This is a genomic window from Kitasatospora brasiliensis (assembly GCF_032654805.1).
Lineage (GTDB): Bacteria > Actinomycetota > Actinomycetes > Streptomycetales > Streptomycetaceae > Kitasatospora > Kitasatospora brasiliensis.
On sequence record NZ_JAUOOW010000004.1, the window covers coordinates 137543 to 156565 of the forward strand.

The window sequence follows — 19023 nt, forward strand, 5'->3', positions numbered from 1 at the left end:
GCGAGCGGCAGGGGTCGGCGGGCCGGGTCAGCCCATCTCCTCCAGGGCGCGGCCCTTGGTCTCCTTGATGCAGAAGGCCACGAACGGGATGGAGAGCAGGGCGAAGGCCGCGTAGATGACGTACGTCGCGGAGAGGTTCCAGTCGGCGAGGTCCGGGAAGCTGACGGTGATCGCCCAGTTGGCGATCCACTGCGCCGAGGCGGCGACGGACAGGGCCAGCGCGCGGATCCGGTTGGGGAACATCTCGCCGAGCAGGACCCAGACCACCACGCCCCAGGAGAAGGCGAAGCAGAGCACGAAGACGTGCGCGGCGAGCAGGGCGACGGTGGCGTGGGTGTTGTCCAGGGTCGCGGTGTCGCCGGTGCCCTCCCGGTAGGAGAACGCCCAGGCGGCGGTGCCCAGCGCGGCCGCCATGCCGATCGAGCCGGCCAGGGCGAGCGGCTTGCGGCCGATCCGGTCCACCAGGGCCATCGCGATCACCGTGCCGATCACGTTGATGATCGAGGTGGAGAGGCTGATCAGCAGTGAGTCGGACTCCTTGATGCCGACCGACTGCCACAGGAAGGACGAGTAGTAGAAGATCACGTTGATGCCGACGAACTGCTGGAACACCGAGGCGCCGATGCCGACCCAGACGATCGGCAGCAGGCCGAAGCGGCCGCCCAGCAGATCCTTGAGCCGGGGCTTGCGCGCGGACTCCAGCACCGAGCGGATCTCGGCCACCCGGGCGTCCAGGTCCACGCCCTCGCCCTCGACCTCCAGCAGCACCTTGCGGGCCTGCGCCTCGCGGTGGTCGGCGATCAGGAAGCGCGGAGACTCCGGGATGGCCAGCGCCATCAGCCCGTACACCAGGGCCGGGATGGCCTCGACGCCGAGCATCCACTGCCAGGCCTGGACGCCGCCGAGGTGGTTGGTGGACTCGCCGCCGGCGGCTTGGTTGAGGGCCCAGTTGGCGAGCTGGGAGACGGTGATGCCGAGCACGATCGCCATCTGCTGGAAGGAGGCGAGCCGGCCGCGGTAGGCGGTCGGGGCGACCTCGGCGATGTAGGTGGGGGCGATCACCGAGGCGATGCCGATCGCGATGCCGCCGACCACGCGCCAGGTGGCGAGGGTCTCGATGTTCGGCGGGAACATCGAGCCGATGCCGCTGGCCGCGAACAGCACGGCGGCCAGCAGCATCGTGCGCACCCGGCCGAGGTGGTCGGCGAGCCGGCCGGCGATCACCGCGCCCACCGCCGAGCCGAGCAGCGCGATGGCCACCACGAAGGCGGTGGTGCCGTGGCCGACCGCGAAGTGCTTCTGGATGCCGGTCACGGCGCCGTTGATCACCGCGCTGTCGTAGCCGAACAGGAAGCCACCCATGGCGGCGGCCGCCGAGATGAACACCACGTGACCGAGGTGGGCCTCGCCGGCCGCCCGATGGCTGTGGACTGAGGACACGCGCGCTCCCGGGGGTCGACGGGCCCGCTCTGACGCCGAGTGGGCAGGGCTCGTCTCACATTCGATCAGCGCCGGGCCCGGCTTGCCCGAGTTGGCCGCCGACCGGGTGATCCCGGGTCAGTCGGCGGCGCGCGGCCGGTCGGCGCGCCCCTGGCCCGGGCGGGGACCGGTGCCGCCGGCCCCGGTGGTGCGCCGCCGGTGGCGGCGGAGCAGCTGGGTACGGGCGGCGGCGTACTGGTCGCGGGCGCGTCCCGGGCCCGCGGCGCGCTCGGCGAGGTGGTCGGCGATCGCGTACTGCGCCTCGGCGGTCTTTTTGTCGTCGTACTTGAACTTGGCCCGCACCTCGTTCACGGTCAGCCGCAGCCCGCGCAAGCCGGGCAGCTGCCGGGCCAGCCCGTCCTCACCGGGCACCACCCGGACCTCCGGCGTCTCGGGCTGGAAGTGCGCCAGCTGGCGGTTGAGGATCTCGGCCTTGCCGGCCGCGGACTCCACCACCTCGGCGGTGCAGTGGAAGTGGACCGAGGCGTAGTAGCTGGTCGGCGTGCCCGGTGCGCCGCGCCAGTGGCCCGGGGCGAAGGCGTAGCCGTCGGTGACCGCGAGGGTGACCCGGGGGTCGGCCCGGACGGCGGCCAGCAGCGGGTTGGGCGCGGCGAGGTGGAGCAGGATCTCGCCGCGTTCGGCGTCCAGCAGGAAGTGCGTCGGGACGAGCACGGGCCCCTCGCCGGGCGCGCCGTTGGCGGCGAGCAGGCCGAAGTCGCGGCCCTCGGCCAGCCAGGCGCGCCACTCCTGCTCGTCGCCGCGGTCCCAGGATCTGATCAGCATGGTGAGCCTCCCGTCAGCGGGGGTAGTCGCGCAGGTGCGCGGGGAGCGGGACGGCGGTGCCGGGGTGCGGCTCGGGGGTGCCGTGCACGGTGGTGACCGGGATCAGGCCGGACCAGTGCGGCAGGTCGGCGTCCTCCGGATCGTCGGCGGCGTTGTCCTCGCGGGTCTTGGCCGAGACCTCGTCCAGCTCCAGCCGGATGACGGCGGTGGCGGCGAGTTCCTTGGCGTTGGCCGGGCGGATCTCGGCGGAGCGGCCCGGCACCGCGTGGTCGACCAGGGCGGCGAGCGCGACGTCCAGCTCCTCGGGGTCGGTGACCTGGTGCGCGGTGCCGTGGGCGACCACCGAGCGGAAGTTCACCGAGTGGTTGAACGCGGACTTGGTCAGCACCAGCGCGTCGACCTGGGTGACGGTGACGCAGACCGGCATGCCCTGCTCGCCGGAGGCGCCGCGCAGCGGGCGGCTGCCGGTGGAGCCGTGGACGTAGAGCCGGCTGCCGACCCGGGCGAAGATCGTCGGCAGGACCACCGGGGCGCCGTCGACGACGAAGCCGAGGTGGCAGAGGTAGGTGCTGTCGAGGATGGCGTGGATCGCCTCCTGCTCCCAGGTGGCCCGGTCGCGGTAGCGGGTGGGGGTGGTCCTGGGGGTGCGGGAGTAACTCTGCGAGCCTTCCGGGCTGGCTGACATGACATCCTCTATGTACTAGTGCATAATTTGGTTTGTGCTAGGAGACTATCCGCTGAAAGGGCGACGCGCCAGTGAGATCGCGGCCCACATCGAACAGGGCGTGAGCGGTGGACAGCTCACCCCCGGAACCGCGCTGCCCCCGCTGCGCGACCTCGCCGCCGAACTGGGCGTCAACCCCAACACCGTCGCCGCCGCCTACCGGCTGCTGCGCGACCGCGGCGTGATCGAGACCGCCGGTCGCAAGGGCAGCCGCATCCTCCCCAGGCCCGCCCTCACCCCGCGCGACCAGATCCGCATCCCCGTCCCGCCGCACGCCCGCGACCTGTCCACCGGCAACCCCGACACGGCCCTGCTGCCCGACCTCGCCCAGGCCCTCGCGGTCGCCGCCGAGGCCGCGCGCACCGACCCGGTGCTCTACGGGCACGCGGCCGTCGACCCGCGGCTGCTCGCGCTCGCCCGAGCCTCCTTCGAAGCCGACGGCCTGCCCGGCGGCCCGATCGTCGTCGCCTCCGGCTCGCTGGACACCATCGAGCGGACCCTCGGCGCCCGGCTGCGCCCCGGCGACGCGGTGGCCGTCGAGGACCCGGGCTGGGGCAGCCTGCTCGACCTGCTGCCCGCGCTGGGGCTGAAGCCCGTCGCGGTCCGGCTGGACGACGAGGGCCCGCTGCCCGCCTCGCTGGCCGCGGCGCTGGCCGAGGGCGTGCGGGCGGTGGTGGTCACCAGCCGGGCGCAGAACCCGACCGGGGCGGCGCTCACCGCGCGCCGGGCCGAGGCGCTGCGGGCCGTGCTGGCCGGGCACCCCGAGGTGCTGCTGATCGAGGACGACCACGGGCACGGCATGGTCGACCAGCCGTACCACCCGCTGGTCGGCGCCGGCACCCGGCACTGGGCGGTGGTGCGCTCGGCGGCCAAGGCGTACGGGCCGGACCTGCGGATCTCGGTGGCGGTCGGCGACGAGGAGACGATCGGGCGAGTGGCCGGCCGGCTGCGGCTGGGCGCCGGCTGGGTCAGCCTCCTGTTGCAGCGGGCCCTCGCGGAGCTGTGGCAGGGCGACGCCGCGCCGGTCCACCGGGTGGCCGCCGTCTACCGGGCCCGGCGGGACGCGCTGCTGGGCGAACTGGCGGCGCGCGGGATCGCGGCGCACGGGGAGAGCGGGCTGAACGTCTGGGTGCCGGTGCCCGACGAGACCTCGGTGCTGGCGGCGCTGGTGCAGCGCGGCTGGGTCGCCGCGCCCGGCGCGCGGTACCGGATCCAGTCGCCGCCCGGGCTGCGGTTCACCGTGGCGGGGCTGGAGCCGGCGCAGGCGCGGGAGCTGGCGGAGGACCTGGCGGCGGTGCTCGGGACGGGCGGGGGCGGGTCCCGGCTGGTGTGAGTGCCGCCGCGCGCGAACGGCCGCCCCCGCGGTGCCGGCGGGAGCGGCCGTTCGGCGTCGGTCAGCCCTTGGCGAGCAGCGACTGGGCGTGCGCCCGCACTTGATCCTTCGTCAGATAGGCGTCGGTGTACTCGAAGTCGCGCAGCCGGGCGGGCTGGCGGGCGAGGAAGCCGGTGCGGACGAAGTCGTCGCCGGCCGTCGCGTTGAGCAGCCAGTTGGCGCCCACCCGGAACTTGGCCGCATTGGTGCGCATCGCCATCAGGTGGTAGCCGCGCGCCACCAACTGGGCGGGCACCCCGCGCAGTTCCACACCCAGCGGCTTGGAGACCGCGTCCTTGCCGCCGAGGTCGACCACCAGGCCCAAGTCCTTGTGGTAGTACGGCTCCAGCGGCTGGTGGCGGAGCGAGGCGATCACGTTGCCGGCGACCGCGCGGCCCTGGCGGGCGGAGTGCTGGGCGGTCGGCGGGCAGACCGCCCCGTCGCCCTTGGCCAGGTCGGGGACGGCGGCGGCGTCGCCGAGCGCGAACATGCCCTCGAACTGCGGCACCCGCATCTCCGCCGTCACGGCGAGCCGGCCGCGGACCGTCTCGGCGTCCAGGGTGCCGATCAGCGGGCTCGCGGCCACGCCCGCGGTCCAGATCAGGGTGCGGCAGGGAAGGACCCTGCCGTCGGTGAACTTGACCGTCTCGGCGCCGACTTCGGCCACCGAGACGCCCAGCGACACCTCGATGCCGCGGGCGCGCAGCACCTCCAGGGCGGCCTCGCCGAGCGGGTCGCCGAGCTCCGGCATCAGCTTCGGGGCGATGTCGATCAGGTGCCACTTGATCTGCCGGGCGTCCAGGCGCGGGTAGCGGTGGGTGGCGGCGGTGGTCAGTCGCTGGAGGCAGGCGGCCGTCTCGGTGCCCGCGTAGCCGCCGCCGACCACCACGAACTGGAGCCGGGACTCGCGCTCCTTCTGGTCCAAGGTGGCGGAGGCGAGGTCGAGTTGGGAGATCACGTGGTCACGGACGTAGGCCGCCTCGGCGAGCGTCTTCATGCCGCGGGCGTAGTCGGTGAGGCCGGGGATGTCGAAGGTGCGGGTGACGCTGCCGGGGGCGAGCACCAGGTAGTCGTACTTCTGCGCGATCACCTCGTCGGTGATCTTGCGGATGACGCACACCTTGGAGGCGGGATCCACGCCGATCGCGCCGCCGGGGACGATGTGGGTGCGGCGCAGCGAGCGGCGCAGGGAGATGGCCACGGACTGCGGGGTGAGGACGCCGGCGGCGACGTGGGGGAGGAGGGGGAGGTAGAGCTGGTAGCTGAAGGGCGTGACCAGCGAGATCTCGGCCTCCGATGGTGACAGCTTGTGTTCGAGACGGCGGGCGCACTCCAAGCCGGCGAAGCCACCGCCCACGATCAGGATCCGAGGTCGTTCCATCGTTCATCCCTTTGCCGTGAAGGTCCCCATTACTGTCCGCCACACTCGCACGGAGCAGCGGGGGCTGCCACTGGGGAGGGGCGGATGAGGGAGGGGGCGGGCCGGGGCCGTGGGGGGCGGAGGGGAGACGGCGGCTGCCGCTGGGGAGGGGCGGATGGGGGAGGAGTGGGGCGGCGGCCGGGACACCGATAAGCTGTCGGCCGTGCTACCCGAGGTGACGGCGATCCGGTACGTGACGCCACTGCGAGAAGGCGGCTCGATGCCGGGCCTGGTCGAGGCCGACGATCGGCGGCTGTACGCGCTGAAATGGGTCGGTGCGGCGCAGGGCCGCAAGGCGTTGGTCGCGGAGGTGCTGGCCGGGGAGCTCGGGCGGCGGCTCGGGCTGCCGGTGCCGGAGCTGGTGACGGTCGACCTGGACCCGGTGCTCGCGCGCAGCGAGCCGGACCATCAGATCCAGGACCAGATGCGGGCCAGCGGCGGGACCAACCTCGGGATGGCCTTCGTCAGCGGCGCGCTCAACTTCGACCCGCTCTGCTTCGAGGTGGACCCGGAACTCGCCGGGCAGGTGCTCTGGTTCGACGCGCTGATCGGCAACGTCGACCGCTCCTGGCGCAACCCCAACCTGCTGGTGGCGACCGGCGGGCTGCGGCTGATCGACCACGGCGCGAGCCTGATCTTCCACCACAACTGGTCGGGCGCGGCCGCCTGGATCCGCCGCCCGTACGACGCCTCCGACCACGCGCTGCTGCGGGCCAAGCCGGACCTGGCGGCGGCCGACAAGGCGCTCGCACCGCTCGCCGAGGCGGCGATCGAGGGTGCGGTGGCGCAGATCCCCGAGGTCTGGCTGATGGACGAGTTCGGCTTCGACTCGCCCGACGAGGTGCGCGCCGCGTACCGCGCCCAGCTGACCGAGCGACTGGCCGGTCCGCGCGACTGGCTGCCGGAGGTGTCCGCATGACCGAGCCGTCGCCGTCCGCGCTGCCGGCCACCGTCGAGCTGCACGACTACGAGTACGCCGTGATCCGCGCGGTGCCGAGGGTCGAGCGGGGCGAGTGCGTCAACGTCGGGGTGCTGCTGTACTGCCGGCAGAGCGCGCACCTGGCCGCCCGTACCCATCTGGACCAGGCCCGGCTGCTGGCGCTGGACCCGGTGGCGGACGTGCAGGGTGTGCGCCGGGCGCTCCAGGGGATCGAGGCGGTCTGCCATGGTGGCCCGCAGGCCGGTCCGGCGGCCGGGGACAACCCCGGGCAGCGGTTCCGCTGGCTGACCGCGCCGCGCAGCGCGATCGTCCAGCCGGGGCCGGTGCACACCGGGCTCACCGCGGACCCGGACATGGAGCTGCGGCGGCTCTTCGACCAGCTGGTGCTCTGACCTCGCGCGCGGCTCGCCGACGGTTGCCCGGGTCAAAGCTTGAGTTGCTGAAGCACCTGGCCGTACGCTGACCCCATGGGTTCGACAGCGACGACGACCGTACCGACCAACGCCGAGTTGATGGAGGCGTTGGCCGCCGTCGGTGCCGCGTACTTCCACGACTTCGCGGCGGCGGCCGCCCGGCACGGGCTCTCCTCCTCGCAGGCCAAGGCGCTGGGCGCGGTGCAGGAGCCGGTGCCGATGCGGGCACTGGCCGGGCGGCTGGGCTGCGACGCGTCGAACGTCACCGGGATCGTGGACCGGCTGGAGTCGCTGGGCCTGGCCAACCGGGAGGCGGCCGCCGGGGACCGCCGGGTGAAGATCGTGGTGATCACGGCCGAGGGCCGGGACATCCTGAACCGCATCCGCGGCGAGATGGCCCGCACCCACCAGGCCTTCGAGGCGATGACCGACGAGCAGCGGATCGCGCTGCACTCGATCTGCGCCCAGGTCCTGCCGGTGCTGGCCGGCCGTACGGGCGGCGCGCAGTAGGGCGTCTCCGGGGCCGGCGCCGCCCGCGTTCCGGCCCGGTCAGAGCGGCTCGGCGAGTTCCGGCGGCAGCGGCCGGCGGTGGAGCAGGGTGAGCGAGCGGGTGGTCCGGGTGAGGGCGACGTAGAGGTCGCGCGGGGCGAGCCCGCCGGGCTCGACCACCACGACCGCGTCGAACTCCAGCCCCTTGGCGTCCGCCACGGTGAGCGCGCCCAGCTCCGCGGCCAGGGCGTCCGGTGCGATCACGCCGAGGGTGCCAGGGCCGCGGGGCAGCCGGGCCAGCGCGGCGGCGAAGTCGCCGTCCGGGACGGGGAGCGCGCGCGGCCGCTCGGTGCCCGGGCGGATGGACTCGGGCGGCCGGTGGCCGGGCAGTGCGGTGCGCAGGACGGCGGCGGCGAGGGCCATGACGGGCTCCGGCGTGCGGTAGTTGACGGTCAGCCGCTCCTCGCGCCAGCGCCCGGGCAGGTGCGGGTCGAGCATCTGGGCCCAACTGCGGGCGCCGGCGGGCGATCCGGTCTGGGCGAGGTCGCCGACGATGGTGAGCGAGTCGGTCGGGACGCGCCGCAGGACGGCGCGCCAGGCCATCGCGGACAGTTCCTGGGCCTCGTCCACCACGACGTGGCCGTACGCCCAGGTGCGGTCGGCGGCGGCGCGTTCGGCGGTGGTGCGGTACGGGCCGTCGTCGCGGAAGCGCTCGGCCAGGGCGGCGGAGTCCAGCAGTGCGTCCCCGGTCTGTCCGGTGATGGTCAACACGCCGTGGGCGTAGGCGAGTTCGTCCTGATCCCGGCGGGATTCGGTGGACTCCCGTTCGGTGCCGAGGAGTTCGGCGGCCTCGTCGAGCAGCGGGACGTCCTCGACCGTCCACGGGGAGCCGGCCGGGCGGAGCAGGGCGGCGGCCTGCTCGGGGGCCGCCTCGGCGAGCAACTCGCCGTCGGTGAGCAGCCGTTCGAGCAGCTGCCGGGGGCTGAGCCGGGGCCAGAGCGGGTCGAGCGCGGCGCGGACGTCCGGGCGCTCCCACAACTCGCGCGGGGCGTAGTGGGCCTCCTCTTCGTCGTACGGGCGGCCGAGGGTGAGCGCCTGGGCGATGGCGAGGGCGTCGAGCAGGGTGCCCAGGTAGAAGCTCCGGGCCCGGTTGTGCGGCAGCCGCAGGCCGCGGGCGGCGTCCCGGGCCTCGGCGCAGGCCCTGGCGGAGACGCGCAGCCCCTCGCCGAGGTCCAGGCCGTCGGCGGGGGCCGTCTGGTGGGCGGCCACCGCGCGGCGCAGCACCTCGGCCATCCAGGGGCCTCCCTTGGCGAAGGCGGTGGCGGGGGCGTCGCTTCCGGTGGCGGTGACGCCGGGGACGAGTTCGCCGACGGTGCGCAGCACCACCTCGGTCTCGCCGAGGGCGGGCAGCACCTCGTCGATGTACCGCAGGAAGCCGGCGTTGGGGCCGATCACCAGCACGCCCCGGCGCTCCAACGCGGCGCGGTGGGTGAACAGCAGGTAGGCGGCGCGGTGCAGGGCGGCCAGCGTCTTTCCGGTGCCGGGGCCGCCCTGGACCACCAGGGCGCCGCGCAGCGGGGAGCGGATCACCCGGTCCTGCTCGGCCTGGATGGTGGCGACGGCGGTGCCCATCCGGCCGGTGCGCTCGCGGTCGAGGGCGGCGAGCAGCGCGGCCTCGCCGACCAGCCCGCGCCGGCCGGGCTCGTCCAGCCCGGCGAGGTCGAGTGCCTCGTCGTCCAGGCCGGTGACGGTGCGCCCCCGGGTGTGCAGGTGGCGGCGGCGCACCACGGGGCCGGGGTGGGCGGGGGTGGCGGTGTAGAAGGGGCGGGCGGCCGGGGCGCGCCAGTCGATCAGCAGCGGTTCGTACGCCTCGTCGGCCAGGCCGGTGCGGCCGATGTAGTGGACGGTGCCGTCGCGCTCGTCGAGCCGGCCGAAGCACAGGCCGCGCTCGACCGCGTCCAGTCGGGCGGCGTGGCGGGCGGCCTCGCGGGCGCGCACCTCGCGTTCCAGCCGGGCCTGGTGGGTGCCGCCGGGCGCGGCGTCGTCGTGGGCGCCGTCGGCGGCGCGGCGGGCCCGTTCGCGCACGGTGTCCAGCCGGGCGTAGAGCCGGGTGAGCTGGGCCTGCTCGGTGCGCAGGGCCTTGGCCAGGGCATCGCCGGGATTTCCGGGAGCCATGGGAGTCGCTGGAGTCGCTGGAGTCGCTGGAGGTTCGCTCATCGATGTGGTATCCTTGCGGTGAGAAGGCTGCTATCCTTCACTTGAAGTGTGCTCAATTGACCCAGCCTACCCCATCCGCCGACGTCCGGCGTGACCTCGGCTGTTACTCTTGCGAAGCGTGAGCGCGAAGCCCCAGATCCCCAATGTCCTGGCCTCCCGGTACGCCTCGGCGACCCTGGCCCAGCTGTGGTCCCCCGAGCACAAGGTGGTCCTTGAGCGCCACCTGTGGCTCGCCGTCCTGAAGGCCCAGCAGGACCTCGGCATCGAGGTTCCGGCGAATGCCGTCGCCGACTACGAGCGAGTGATCGACCAGGTCGACCTCGGCTCGATCGCCGCCCGTGAGCGGATCACCCGCCACGACGTGAAGGCCCGCATCGAGGAGTTCAGCGACCTCGCCGGCCACGAGCAGATCCACAAGGGCATGACCTCCCGGGATCTGACCGAGAACGTCGAGCAGCTCCAGATCCGCCAGTCCCTTGAGCACGTGCGGGACCGCACCGTCGCGGTGCTGGTGCGCCTGGCCCGGCTCGCCGCCCAGCACTCCGAGCTGGTCATGGCCGGCCGTTCGCACAACGTGGCCGCGCAGGCCACCACCCTGGGCAAGCGGTTCGCGTCGATCGCGGACGAGCTGCTGGTCGCCTTCCGCCGCCTGGAGGAGCTGATCGCCCGCTACCCGCTGCGCGGGATCAAGGGCCCGGTCGGCACCGCCCAGGACATGCTGGACCTGCTCGGCGGCGACACCGAGAAGCTGGCCGAGCTGGAGCGCCGGGTCGCCGCGCACCTCGGTTTCGAGAACGTGCTGACCAGCGTCGGCCAGGTCTACCCGCGCTCGCTGGACTTCGAGGTGCTCACCGCCCTCGTCCAGCTGGCCGCCGCGCCGTCCAGCCTGGCGAAGACCATCCGCCTGATGGCCGGCCACGAGCTGGTCACGGAGGGCTTCAAGGAGGGCCAGGTCGGCTCCTCCGCGATGCCGCACAAGATGAACACCCGCTCCTGCGAGCGTGTCAACGGCCTGGCCGTCATCCTGCGCGGCTACGCCTCGATGACCGGCGAGCTGGCCGGCGACCAGTGGAACGAGGGCGACGTCTCCTGCTCGGTGGTGCGCCGGGTCGCGCTGCCGGACGCCTTCTTCGCCTTCGACGGCCTGCTGGAGACCTTCCTGACCGTCCTCGACGAGTTCGGCGCCTTCCCCGCCGTGATCGAGGCCGAGCTGGACCGCTACCTGCCGTTCCTCGCCACCACCAAGGTGCTGATGGGCGCGGTGCGCGCGGGCGTGGGCCGGGAGACCGGGCACGAGGTCATCAAGGAGCACGCCGTCGCCTCCGCGCTGGCGATGCGCGCGGGCGCCCGTGAGAACGAGCTGCTCGACCGCCTGGCCGCCGACGAGCGGATCCCGCTGGACCGGGCCGGGCTGGACGCGCTGCTGGCCGACAAGCTGTCCTTCACCGGTGCGGCCGGCGCCCAGGTCGCCGAGGTGGTCCGCCGGGTCGAGGCCGTCGCCGACGCCTACCCGGCGGCCGCCAAGTACGCGCCCGCCGACATCCTCTGACGGAGTATCAGCGCTGGGGCCCCGCTGCCGGACCGGTGGCGGGGCCCTCGCGCGTGGTGGGGACGTGGCCCGGGTCGAGCGGCGGAGCGGTGGGGCCGCACGGCCAGTCGCAGTTCGGCTCGGCCACCGGCTGCTCCTCGGACGCGAGCACATTGCCCCGTACGGTCGCGAAGGCGATCAGCCCGCCGCCGGCCAGCAGGCCCGCGCAGATCAGCATCGCGGTGTGGAAGGCGGAGTCGACCGCGGAGGGCACCCGGTAGGCGTCGCCGCTCAGCCCGGCCAGGGCCGGCAGGGCGGCCACCGCGAGCAGCCCGGCCGCGCGGGCGGCGGCGTTGTTGACCCCGCTGGCGATGCCCGCGTGCCGCACCTCGACGGCGGCCAGCACCGTCGCCGTCAGTGGCGCCACCAGCAGCGTCATCCCGCAGCCCATCACGGTGACGGCGGGCAGCACGTCCGCCCAGTACGAGGAGTCGGGGCCGGTGCGCAGCATCAGCAGCACCCCGGCGGCGCACAGCAGCGGGCCGACGGTCAGCGGGATGCGCGGGCCGATCCGCTTGCCGAGCCGCCCGGCGCGCGCCGACAGGGCCAGCATCAGCACGGTGATCGGCACCAGGGCGAAGCCCGAGACCAGCGGCGAGAACCCGGACACGATCTGGAGCTGCACCACCAGCAGGAAGAAGACGCCGCTGAATGCCGCGTACACGCACAGGGTGACCAGGTTCACCGCGGTGAACAGCCGGGAGGAGAACAGGCCGAGCGGCAGCATCGGCTCGGGCGCCCGGCGTTCGACCACCACGAAGGCGGCGGCGAGCAGCACCCCGAGCACCCCGCTGACCCAGACCGCGGGGGACAGGCCCTCGCCGGCCGCGGTCAGCGCGTAGGTGATCGCGCCGAGGGCGAGGGCGGCGAGCAGGGCGCCGAGCGCGTCGAAGCGGCCGGAGGCGCTCTCGTCCCGGCTCTCCGGCACCGACCGGGTGGCGACGGCGATCACGGCGGCGGCGAGCGGCAGGTTCAGCAGGAAGATCCAGCGCCAGCCGGGGCCGTCCACCAGCCAGCCGCCGAGGAAGGGGCCGACCGCGGCCGACACCCCGCCGAGGCCGGACCAGAGGCCGACCGCCGCCGAGCGGTCGTCAGGGTGGAAGACGGCCTGGAGCATGGCGAGCGAGCCGGGGGTGAGCAGCGCGCCGCCGATGCCCTGGACGGCGCGGGCGGCGATCAGCACATGGATGTTCGGCGCGGCGGCGCAGGCCGCGGAGGCGGCGGCGAACCAGACCACGCCGATCAGGAAGACCTTGCGCCGCCCGTAGCGGTCGCCGAGCGCGCCGCCGAGCAGGATCAGGCCCGCCAGGGTGAGCAGATAGGCGTTCAGCGTCCATTGCAGGGACGCCAGTGTGGCGCCGAGATCGGCGCCGATCCGGGGCAGCGCGACGTTCACCACGGTGCCGTCGAGCATCGCCATGCTGGAGCCGAGCACCGTCGCCAGTAGTACCCAGCGACCCTGCGCGGTGCCCAGGCGCAGGGTGCCGGCCTCGGAGGTGGCCACGGGCGAATCCTGCGTTGTCCGGGGCGTACGTGACAAGGGTCACCGGTGGGCGTGTTGGCCGGATGCGGTGGGTGAGCGGGCGGGTGCGCGGTGTCGTGAATCTCGGCGCAGGGTCGTGGATCAGTGGCCGGGAGTGAATGGGTTGTGTACGTATCGTGTGGTCGGGCCTGCGGAGGGTCACCGGGGGGCGGGGGGTCGTCGCCGTTTCAAGAGATCGACATTGCTTCACCCGAACGGATGGGTTTTAGTTCAGCGACCGCCCGGCCAGTCCGGACGGATCCGCCGGGTGGAACGCCGAGTCCTGCCGCTGCCCGGTGGTTCGAAACGAACTCTGTACGGCAGGAGCGGGGGACCCACAGGTAAGTCGCCGGACCGGAGTTCGCGCCTCAGTGCGCGGGCGTCCAGGACCGGCTCGGGGTGAAGCCGCGCATGCGCGGCCGGGCAACTCCAGCCCGAACCCGACAGCTCACCTCGCAGGCGTCGGAGAGGAAAATTCCATGCCTGCTCAGGCTCGTCGTATCGCCCTGCCCCGCGCCGCCCGCATCGGCATCGCCACCGCCGTCACCGGTGTGTCGTTCGCCCTTCCGCTGGTGACCGCGATCAGCGCCCAGGCCCACCAGGCTCCGGCTGCTCCGGCCGCGCAGGCCGCTTCCGCCGCCAAGTCGGCCGCTCCGGCCGCTTCCGCCGCGTCGGAGAGCTACCGCGTCGTCAGTGGCGACACCCTGTCCAAGATCGCCGACGTCAAGGACGTCGAGGGCGGCTGGCACGCGCTGTACGAGCAGAACCGCTCGGTCGTCGGCGCCAACCCGGACCTGATCTTCCCTGGCCAGCAGCTCGCGCTGCCGGGCCACGCCGCCGACGCCGCCCCGGCGAAGCCCGCGGCCCCGGCCAAGCCGGCCGCCCCGGCGACCCAGGCCGCCGAGCCGCAGGCCCAGGCCCAGGTCCAGGTGCGGACCGAGGCCGCCCAGCCGGCCGCGCAGCTCCAGACCCAGCTCCAGGTCGCCACCCCGACCCAGGCCGTGACCGCCACTCCGGTCGCCGCCGCCACCTCCGGCTTCGTCGCCCCGCTGGCCAACCCGAAGCTGGGCACCGCCTACGGCGTGGCCGGCTCGATGTGGGCCTCCGGCCACCACACCGGTCAGGACTTCGTCGCCGCCACCGGCACCCCGCTGCGCGCGATCGCCAACGGTGTCGTGGTCAAGGCCGGCAACGGTGGTGCCTACGGCAACGAGGTCGAGATCAAGCTCGCCGACGGCCACTACGCCGAGTACGCGCACCTCTCCAAGATCGGTGTGAAGATCGGTCAGAGCGTCACCGCCGGCCAGCAGATCGGCCTCTCCGGCGCCACCGGCAACGTGACCGGCCCGCACCTGCACTTCGAGATCCGCAACGGCTCGGAGTACGGCTCGGACATCAACCCGGTCGCCTTCCTGCGCGCGCACGGCGTCGCGCTCTGAGCCTGAGGCTCGGCAGTAGGAACCAGGAACCACCGCTGCTGCGGGCGAACCGATCCTCCGGGATGGTCATGTCGGGTGACCGCTCGACCGGGTGATCGCCGCACGGCGGCCATGGGCGCGGGACACGCCCAGGCCGGCCCGGCCGTACGGGGAACTCCTCGTACGGCCGGGCCGGCCGCTGTCGTTCCCGCTCCGTTCGACCCGTCGAACGCGGCGTCAACTCCGGTGCGCGGGGCGTCGATCGCCGGTGTCGCGGGCTTCGCGGCCGCGCGATGCTGTCGGACGGTCAGCGCCCGGCCGGTCCGGCGGGCGGGCGGGTCCGGGAGTCGAGGAGGCCGGATGGCGGTCCGGAGCGAGGGCGTGGCGGGGGAGACGGCCGGGCGGGAGCGGTCCGGGCCCGACGGGGTCGACCGGCTGAAGGCGGACTCGGTCGGCCTGGCCGGCGTGGTGTTCATGGCGCTCGCCGGCGCCGCCCCGATCACCGCGATGACGGGCAACCTGCCGATCATCGTCGGCCAGGGCAACGGCGGTGGCGCGCCCGCCGCGTACGTGGTGGCGACCGTCGCGCTGACGGTGTTCTCGATCGGGTACGTGGCGATGGCCCGGCACATCACCGCCGCCGGGGCGTTCTACGGCTACATCTCGCACGGGCTGGGGCGGGTGGTCGGGATGGCCTCGGGGCTGCTGGCGGTGCTCGCGTACGTCGTCACCGAGGCCTCGGCGATCGGCTTCTTCGCCTACTCCCTGCGCGGGCTGGTCCGTTCGCAGCTGGGGGTGGAACTCGGCTGGGGCTGGTACGCGTTGGCCGGGGTCGCGGTGATCGGGGTGATGGCCTGGTTCGACCTGCACCTGACGGCCAAGGTGCTGGGGATCGCCCTGGTGCTGGAGATCGGGGTGCTGGGCGCGGTCTCGCTGGCCGTGCTGTGCTCCGGCGGCGGGCCGGAAGGTCTGCTGCCCGGCTCCCTGAACCCACTGAACTCGCTGAAGGGAGTGGGGAGTTCGGGTGCGGAGGCGGCCGGGCTCGGACTGTTCTTCGCGTTCTGGTCCTGGGTGGGCTTCGAGTCGACCGCGATGTACGGCGAGGAGTCCCGCGACCCGAAGCGGGTGGTGCCGCGGGCGACGCTGATCTCGGTGGTCGGGGTCGGGCTGTTCTACGTCTTCGTGTCCTGGATGATCGTCTCCGGCAACGGAGTCGAGCACGCCATCGCGGTGGCGAGCGGCACGGTGCCGGGCAAGGACGGCAACAGCCTGTTCTTCGACCCGTTGCGCGCCCACCTGGGGGCCTGGGCGGTGAAGGTGTTCCAATGGCTGGTCGTCAGCGGCTCGTTCGCCTGCGCGATGGCCTTCCACCAGTGCGCGGCCCGCTACCTGTACGCGATCGGACGGGAGGGGCTGCTGCTCCCGGCGCTCGGCCGTACCCACCCGCGGCACGGCTCGCCGTACGTCGCCTCGGTGGCGCAGTCGCTGACCGCGGCGGGGCTGGTGGCGGGGTTCCTGGCGGCCGGGATGGACCCGTACGCGCACCTGTACACGCTGCTGGCGCTGCTCGGGACGATGGCGATCCTGGTGGTGCAGACGCTCTGCTCCTTCGCCGTGGTCGGCTACTTCCACGTGCTGCGGCGGCATCCGGAGACCGCGCACTGGTTCCGGACGCTGGTCGCGCCGCTGGTGGGCGGGGCGGCGATGGCCGGGGTGGTGGTGCTGCTGGTGCTCAACAAGGACGCCGCGGCCGGGGCGGCCGCGCACACGCTGCTGTTCCGGCTGATCCCGTACCTGGTGATCGGGGTGTTCGTGGGCGGGGTGGTGCTGGCGCTCGTGGTGCGCCGGTGGCGGCCGGAGCTGTACGCGCGGATGGGGCGGGTGGTGCTGGAGGACGCGGTCGAGCGCTGACCGGGCGGCCCGGCTGGGGGAAGGGTCAGTGCCGGTGGACCGGCAGGCCGTGCTGGGCGGCGGCCGCGGTCAGCGGGTCGTCCAGGGCGGCGCGCAGCCGCAGCCGGGAGCCGTGCACGGAGACCGGGGTGTCCAGGTGGTGTTGCTCGCCCAGGGCGCGGACGGTGAGCGAGGAGGTCGTGCCGAGCAGGCTGCGGACCCGTTCGGCGGTGGTGGGCTCGGGGACCTCGGGATCGCCGGTGGGCAGGCTCATGGACGGACCTCCAGTTAGTTAGGTGAGCCTAACCTAATGTCCGAGTGGAGGTGTGGCAAGCAGGCGGAAGGGCCCGGACGCGGGGGTGGCGTCCGGGCCCTTCGGCGCGGCGGGTCGTCAGGAGACGACGGCCTGGGCGTCGATCTCGACCAGCATCGGCTCCTGCGGCAGCTCGACGAAGATCGTGGTGCGGCACGGCTTCACGCCGCCGGGCTTGACGTTCTCGTCGATGAACTCGGCGTAGACCTCGTTCATCAGCGGGAAGTCGGCGCGCTTGGTGAGGTAGACGCGGAACATCACCACGTCCTCGATGGTGGCGCCGCCGGCCTCGACGATGGCCTTGACGTTCTCCAGGGTGCGGCGGGTCTGTGCCTTCACGTCGCCGTGGTGCAGGTACTCGCCGGTGGCCGGGTCCTGCGGGCCCTGGCCAGAGACCTGGAGGATCGGGCCCTTGCGGACGCCCTGGGAGAACATCCAGGCGGGGGCGGGGGCGCCGTCGGTGCGGATCTCGGTCTTGTCGGAGGACATCGGGGTTCCTTACTCGTTGATGGGGCGTCAGATGTGGTCGGGGCGGCCGCAGTCGGCCGACACGGCGCGGGTGGTGGCGAGCAGCTGCGGGAGCAGGTCCAGCACCTGCTCGTACGGCAGGACCACGTCCGGGACGGAGATGGAGGCGGCGGCGACCACCCGGCCGCTGGCGTCCCGGACCGGCGCGGCCACGCAGTTGATGAAGGACTCGTGCTCGGCGTGGTCCTGCGCCCAGCCCTGGGCGGCGACCTTCTCCAGCTCCGCGAGCAGCGCCTCGGGGGTGGTCAGGGTGCGCTCGGTGTGCGGGGTGAAGTCGATCCCGGCCACCACCCGGCGCCGCTCGGGCAGCGGGAGGTCGGCCAGCAGCACCTTGGAGACGGCGGCGCTGTGCAGGGCGGCGCGCAGGCCGATCCGGGAGTACATCCTGACCGGGTGGCGGGAGTCGAACTTGTCGATGTAGACCACCTCGCCGCCCTCGTACGCGGCCAGGTGCACGGTCTGGCCGGTGGCGGCGTTCAGCTCGGCCAGGTGCGGGGCGGCGATCCGGCGCACCCCGCGCTGCTCCAGGGCCAGGCCGGAGAGGGCGAAGAGACCGGCGCCCAGGTGGTAGCGGTAGGCCGCGTCGCGGTAGACGAATCGTTCCTCTTCCAGGCTCTGGAGCAGCCGCAGCACGGTCGTCTTGTGGACGCCGAGCACCTCGGCGAGCTGGTCGAGGGAGCGCTCGCCCTCGCCGAGTTCGGCGAGGATGCGCAGGGCGCGGGTGACGGTCTGGCTCATCGTGCTCCGCTTCGAGGGCTGGGGTTCCCGCTCATTGTGCCCGGGACCGGTCGGCGGACGGCGCCCGGTCGGTCGGGCCGCAGCGCAGGGCCGGGCCGGTGATGCCCGCCGCGGTGACCCGGGTGGCGGCCCACTGGGCGGGGGAGGCGTCGAGCAGGGCGGCCACCACGGCGGGGTCCGGCAGCTCGGCCTGGTCGCCGTGGGCGGTCAGCGCGCAGGCGGCGCTGAGGTGGCCGAGCCGCAGCCGGCGGCGCTGGTCCAGGCCCCGGACGGTGCCGGCCAGGTAGCCGGCCGCGAAGGCGTCGCCGGCGCCGGTGGCCTCGACCACCTCGACCGCGAGGGCCGGCTCGGTGACCGCCGTACCGTCCCGGTCCAGGGCGGTCACCTGTCTGGCGGCGTCCTTGACCACCACGGTGGCCGGGGAGGGGAAGCGGCGGCGCAGGGTGGCCGGGTCGCCGGTGCCGAAGGCGGCCTCGGCCTCGTCGGCGCCGAGCAGCAGCAGGTCCGCGGCGTCCAGCAGCGGCGGCAGCACGGCCGGGTCGCGCTCGCGCCAGAGCGAGGGGCGCCAGTTGAGGTCGAAGCTGACCGTCCGGCCCGGGCGGCGGTCGGCGAGCAGCGCGCCCAGCAGGGCCAGGCAGTCGTCGGAGAGCGCGGCGGTGATGCCGGACAGGTGCAGCAGCCGGGCGCCGGCCAGCAGGGCGGCCGCCGCCGGGTCGGCGAGCAGCTCGGGGGAGAGCGCCGCGGCCGCCGAGCCGCGCCGGTGGTAGTGCAGCCGACTGCGGCCGGGGCCGAGGTCGTGGCGGTCGCCGGTGGTGCCGCCGACCTCCTTGAGGTAGAGGCCGGTCGGGCGGTGCGGGTCGACGGCGACCCCCGAGACGTCCACCCCGCGGGCGGCGACCTCGGCGAGCAGCCGGCGGCCGAAGCCGTCGTCACCGACCCGGCTGATCCAGGCGGTCGGCACCCCGAGCGCGGCCAGCGCGCCGGCCACGTTGGACTCGGCGCCGCCCACGGACAGCCGGAAGCTGCCCACCGACTCCAGCGGGCCGGGACGGTCCGGCAGCAGGACGGCCATCGACTCGCCCACGCACACGGCCGTCGGGGGAGGGCCGGGGCGGGTCGGGCCCTGGGTGTCCTGTCGCGGCATGTGCGGGGCTCCTCGTCTGCGGCCGTTCCGTCGAGAGCGGGCCCA

17 protein-coding genes and 1 riboswitch are annotated in these 19023 nt (G+C 74.0%); of the genes, 7 read left to right on the forward strand and 10 right to left on the reverse strand.

The window, feature by feature from the left end:
* Positions 1-27: 27 nt before the first annotated feature.
* From QWJ13_RS16740 to QWJ13_RS16750, 3 genes are all read right to left on the reverse strand, one after another.
* The gene (locus QWJ13_RS16740; RefSeq protein WP_432277554.1) at positions 28-1362 is read right to left on the reverse strand and encodes a sugar porter family MFS transporter; all 1335 of its coding nucleotides are present in this window, start codon (positions 1360-1362) and stop codon (positions 28-30) included.
* A gap of 195 nt (positions 1363-1557) precedes the next feature.
* Positions 1558-2262 carry an FMN-binding negative transcriptional regulator gene (locus tag QWJ13_RS16745; protein ID WP_316525339.1) on the reverse strand — a complete coding sequence of 235 codons (705 nt, stop codon included), beginning with the start codon at positions 2260-2262 and terminating at the stop codon, positions 1558-1560.
* Positions 2263-2275: 13 nt separating this feature from the next.
* Positions 2276-2947, reverse strand: coding sequence for a pyridoxamine 5'-phosphate oxidase family protein (locus tag QWJ13_RS16750; protein WP_316525340.1), 672 nt, complete (start codon positions 2945-2947; stop codon positions 2276-2278).
* A gap of 34 nt (positions 2948-2981) precedes the next feature.
* On the opposite strand from QWJ13_RS16750, the gene QWJ13_RS16755 reads away from it, so the two are divergent.
* Positions 2982-4319, forward strand: coding sequence for an aminotransferase class I/II-fold pyridoxal phosphate-dependent enzyme (locus tag QWJ13_RS16755; RefSeq protein WP_316525341.1), 1338 nt, complete (start codon positions 2982-2984; stop codon positions 4317-4319).
* A 61-nt stretch (positions 4320-4380) separates the two neighbouring features.
* Here QWJ13_RS16755 and QWJ13_RS16760 read toward each other — a convergent pair whose 3' ends face one another.
* Positions 4381-5739, reverse strand: coding sequence for an NAD(P)/FAD-dependent oxidoreductase (locus QWJ13_RS16760; RefSeq protein WP_316525342.1), 1359 nt, complete (start codon positions 5737-5739; stop codon positions 4381-4383).
* Positions 5740-5941: 202 nt separating this feature from the next.
* Here QWJ13_RS16760 and QWJ13_RS16765 point away from each other — a divergent pair, with 202 nt between their 5' ends.
* From QWJ13_RS16765 to QWJ13_RS16775, 3 genes are all read left to right on the forward strand, one after another.
* Positions 5942-6697, forward strand: a complete 756-nt coding sequence (locus QWJ13_RS16765; protein WP_316525999.1) for a HipA family kinase — start codon at positions 5942-5944, stop codon at positions 6695-6697.
* Positions 6694-7110 carry a DUF3037 domain-containing protein gene (locus QWJ13_RS16770; protein WP_316525343.1) on the forward strand — a complete coding sequence of 139 codons (417 nt, stop codon included), beginning with the start codon at positions 6694-6696 and terminating at the stop codon, positions 7108-7110. Before QWJ13_RS16765 ends, QWJ13_RS16770 begins: the two co-directional genes overlap by 4 nt.
* Before the next feature lie 75 nt (positions 7111-7185).
* Positions 7186-7641: a MarR family winged helix-turn-helix transcriptional regulator gene (locus QWJ13_RS16775; protein WP_316525344.1), complete on the forward strand. Its 456-nt coding sequence runs from the start codon at positions 7186-7188 to the stop codon at positions 7639-7641.
* A gap of 39 nt (positions 7642-7680) precedes the next feature.
* Here QWJ13_RS16775 and QWJ13_RS16780 read toward each other — a convergent pair whose 3' ends face one another.
* The gene (locus tag QWJ13_RS16780) at positions 7681-9795 is read right to left on the reverse strand and encodes a HelD family protein (protein ID WP_316525345.1); all 2115 of its coding nucleotides are present in this window, start codon (positions 9793-9795) and stop codon (positions 7681-7683) included.
* A gap of 151 nt (positions 9796-9946) precedes the next feature.
* Between QWJ13_RS16780 and purB the strand changes: the two genes are divergently transcribed.
* The gene (gene purB, locus QWJ13_RS16785) at positions 9947-11386 is read left to right on the forward strand and encodes an adenylosuccinate lyase (RefSeq protein ID WP_316525346.1); all 1440 of its coding nucleotides are present in this window, start codon (positions 9947-9949) and stop codon (positions 11384-11386) included.
* Positions 11387-11393: 7 nt separating this feature from the next.
* On the opposite strand, the gene QWJ13_RS16790 is transcribed toward purB, so the two are convergent.
* On the reverse strand, positions 11394-12929 hold the full coding sequence (locus QWJ13_RS16790) for an MFS transporter (RefSeq protein WP_316525347.1): 1536 nt from the start codon (positions 12927-12929) through the stop codon (positions 11394-11396).
* Positions 12930-13284: 355 nt separating this feature from the next.
* A riboswitch (cyclic di-AMP (ydaO/yuaA leader) is annotated at positions 13285-13424 on the forward strand.
* A 2-nt stretch (positions 13425-13426) separates the two neighbouring features.
* Here QWJ13_RS16790 and QWJ13_RS16795 point away from each other — a divergent pair.
* Positions 13427-14386 carry a M23 family metallopeptidase gene (locus QWJ13_RS16795; protein ID WP_316525348.1) on the forward strand — a complete coding sequence of 320 codons (960 nt, stop codon included), beginning with the start codon at positions 13427-13429 and terminating at the stop codon, positions 14384-14386.
* A 339-nt stretch (positions 14387-14725) separates the two neighbouring features.
* Positions 14726-16276 (forward strand): APC family permease, encoded by a 1551-nt coding sequence (locus QWJ13_RS16800; protein ID WP_316525349.1) that lies wholly within the window; start codon positions 14726-14728, stop codon positions 16274-16276.
* Positions 16277-16301: 25 nt separating this feature from the next.
* Here QWJ13_RS16800 and QWJ13_RS16805 read toward each other — a convergent pair whose 3' ends face one another.
* The 4 genes from QWJ13_RS16805 to QWJ13_RS16820 form a co-directional block, all read right to left on the reverse strand.
* The gene (locus QWJ13_RS16805; RefSeq protein WP_316525350.1) at positions 16302-16529 is read right to left on the reverse strand and encodes a hypothetical protein; all 228 of its coding nucleotides are present in this window, start codon (positions 16527-16529) and stop codon (positions 16302-16304) included.
* A gap of 117 nt (positions 16530-16646) precedes the next feature.
* Positions 16647-17057, reverse strand: coding sequence for a RidA family protein (locus QWJ13_RS16810; protein ID WP_316525351.1), 411 nt, complete (start codon positions 17055-17057; stop codon positions 16647-16649).
* Positions 17058-17084: 27 nt separating this feature from the next.
* Positions 17085-17834, reverse strand: a complete 750-nt coding sequence (locus tag QWJ13_RS16815; RefSeq protein ID WP_316525352.1) for an IclR family transcriptional regulator — start codon at positions 17832-17834, stop codon at positions 17085-17087.
* Positions 17835-17865: 31 nt separating this feature from the next.
* Entirely contained in the window at positions 17866-18978 is a 1113-nt protein-coding gene (locus tag QWJ13_RS16820; protein WP_316525353.1) for a sugar kinase, read from the reverse strand.
* Positions 18979-19023: the final 45 nt, after the last annotated feature.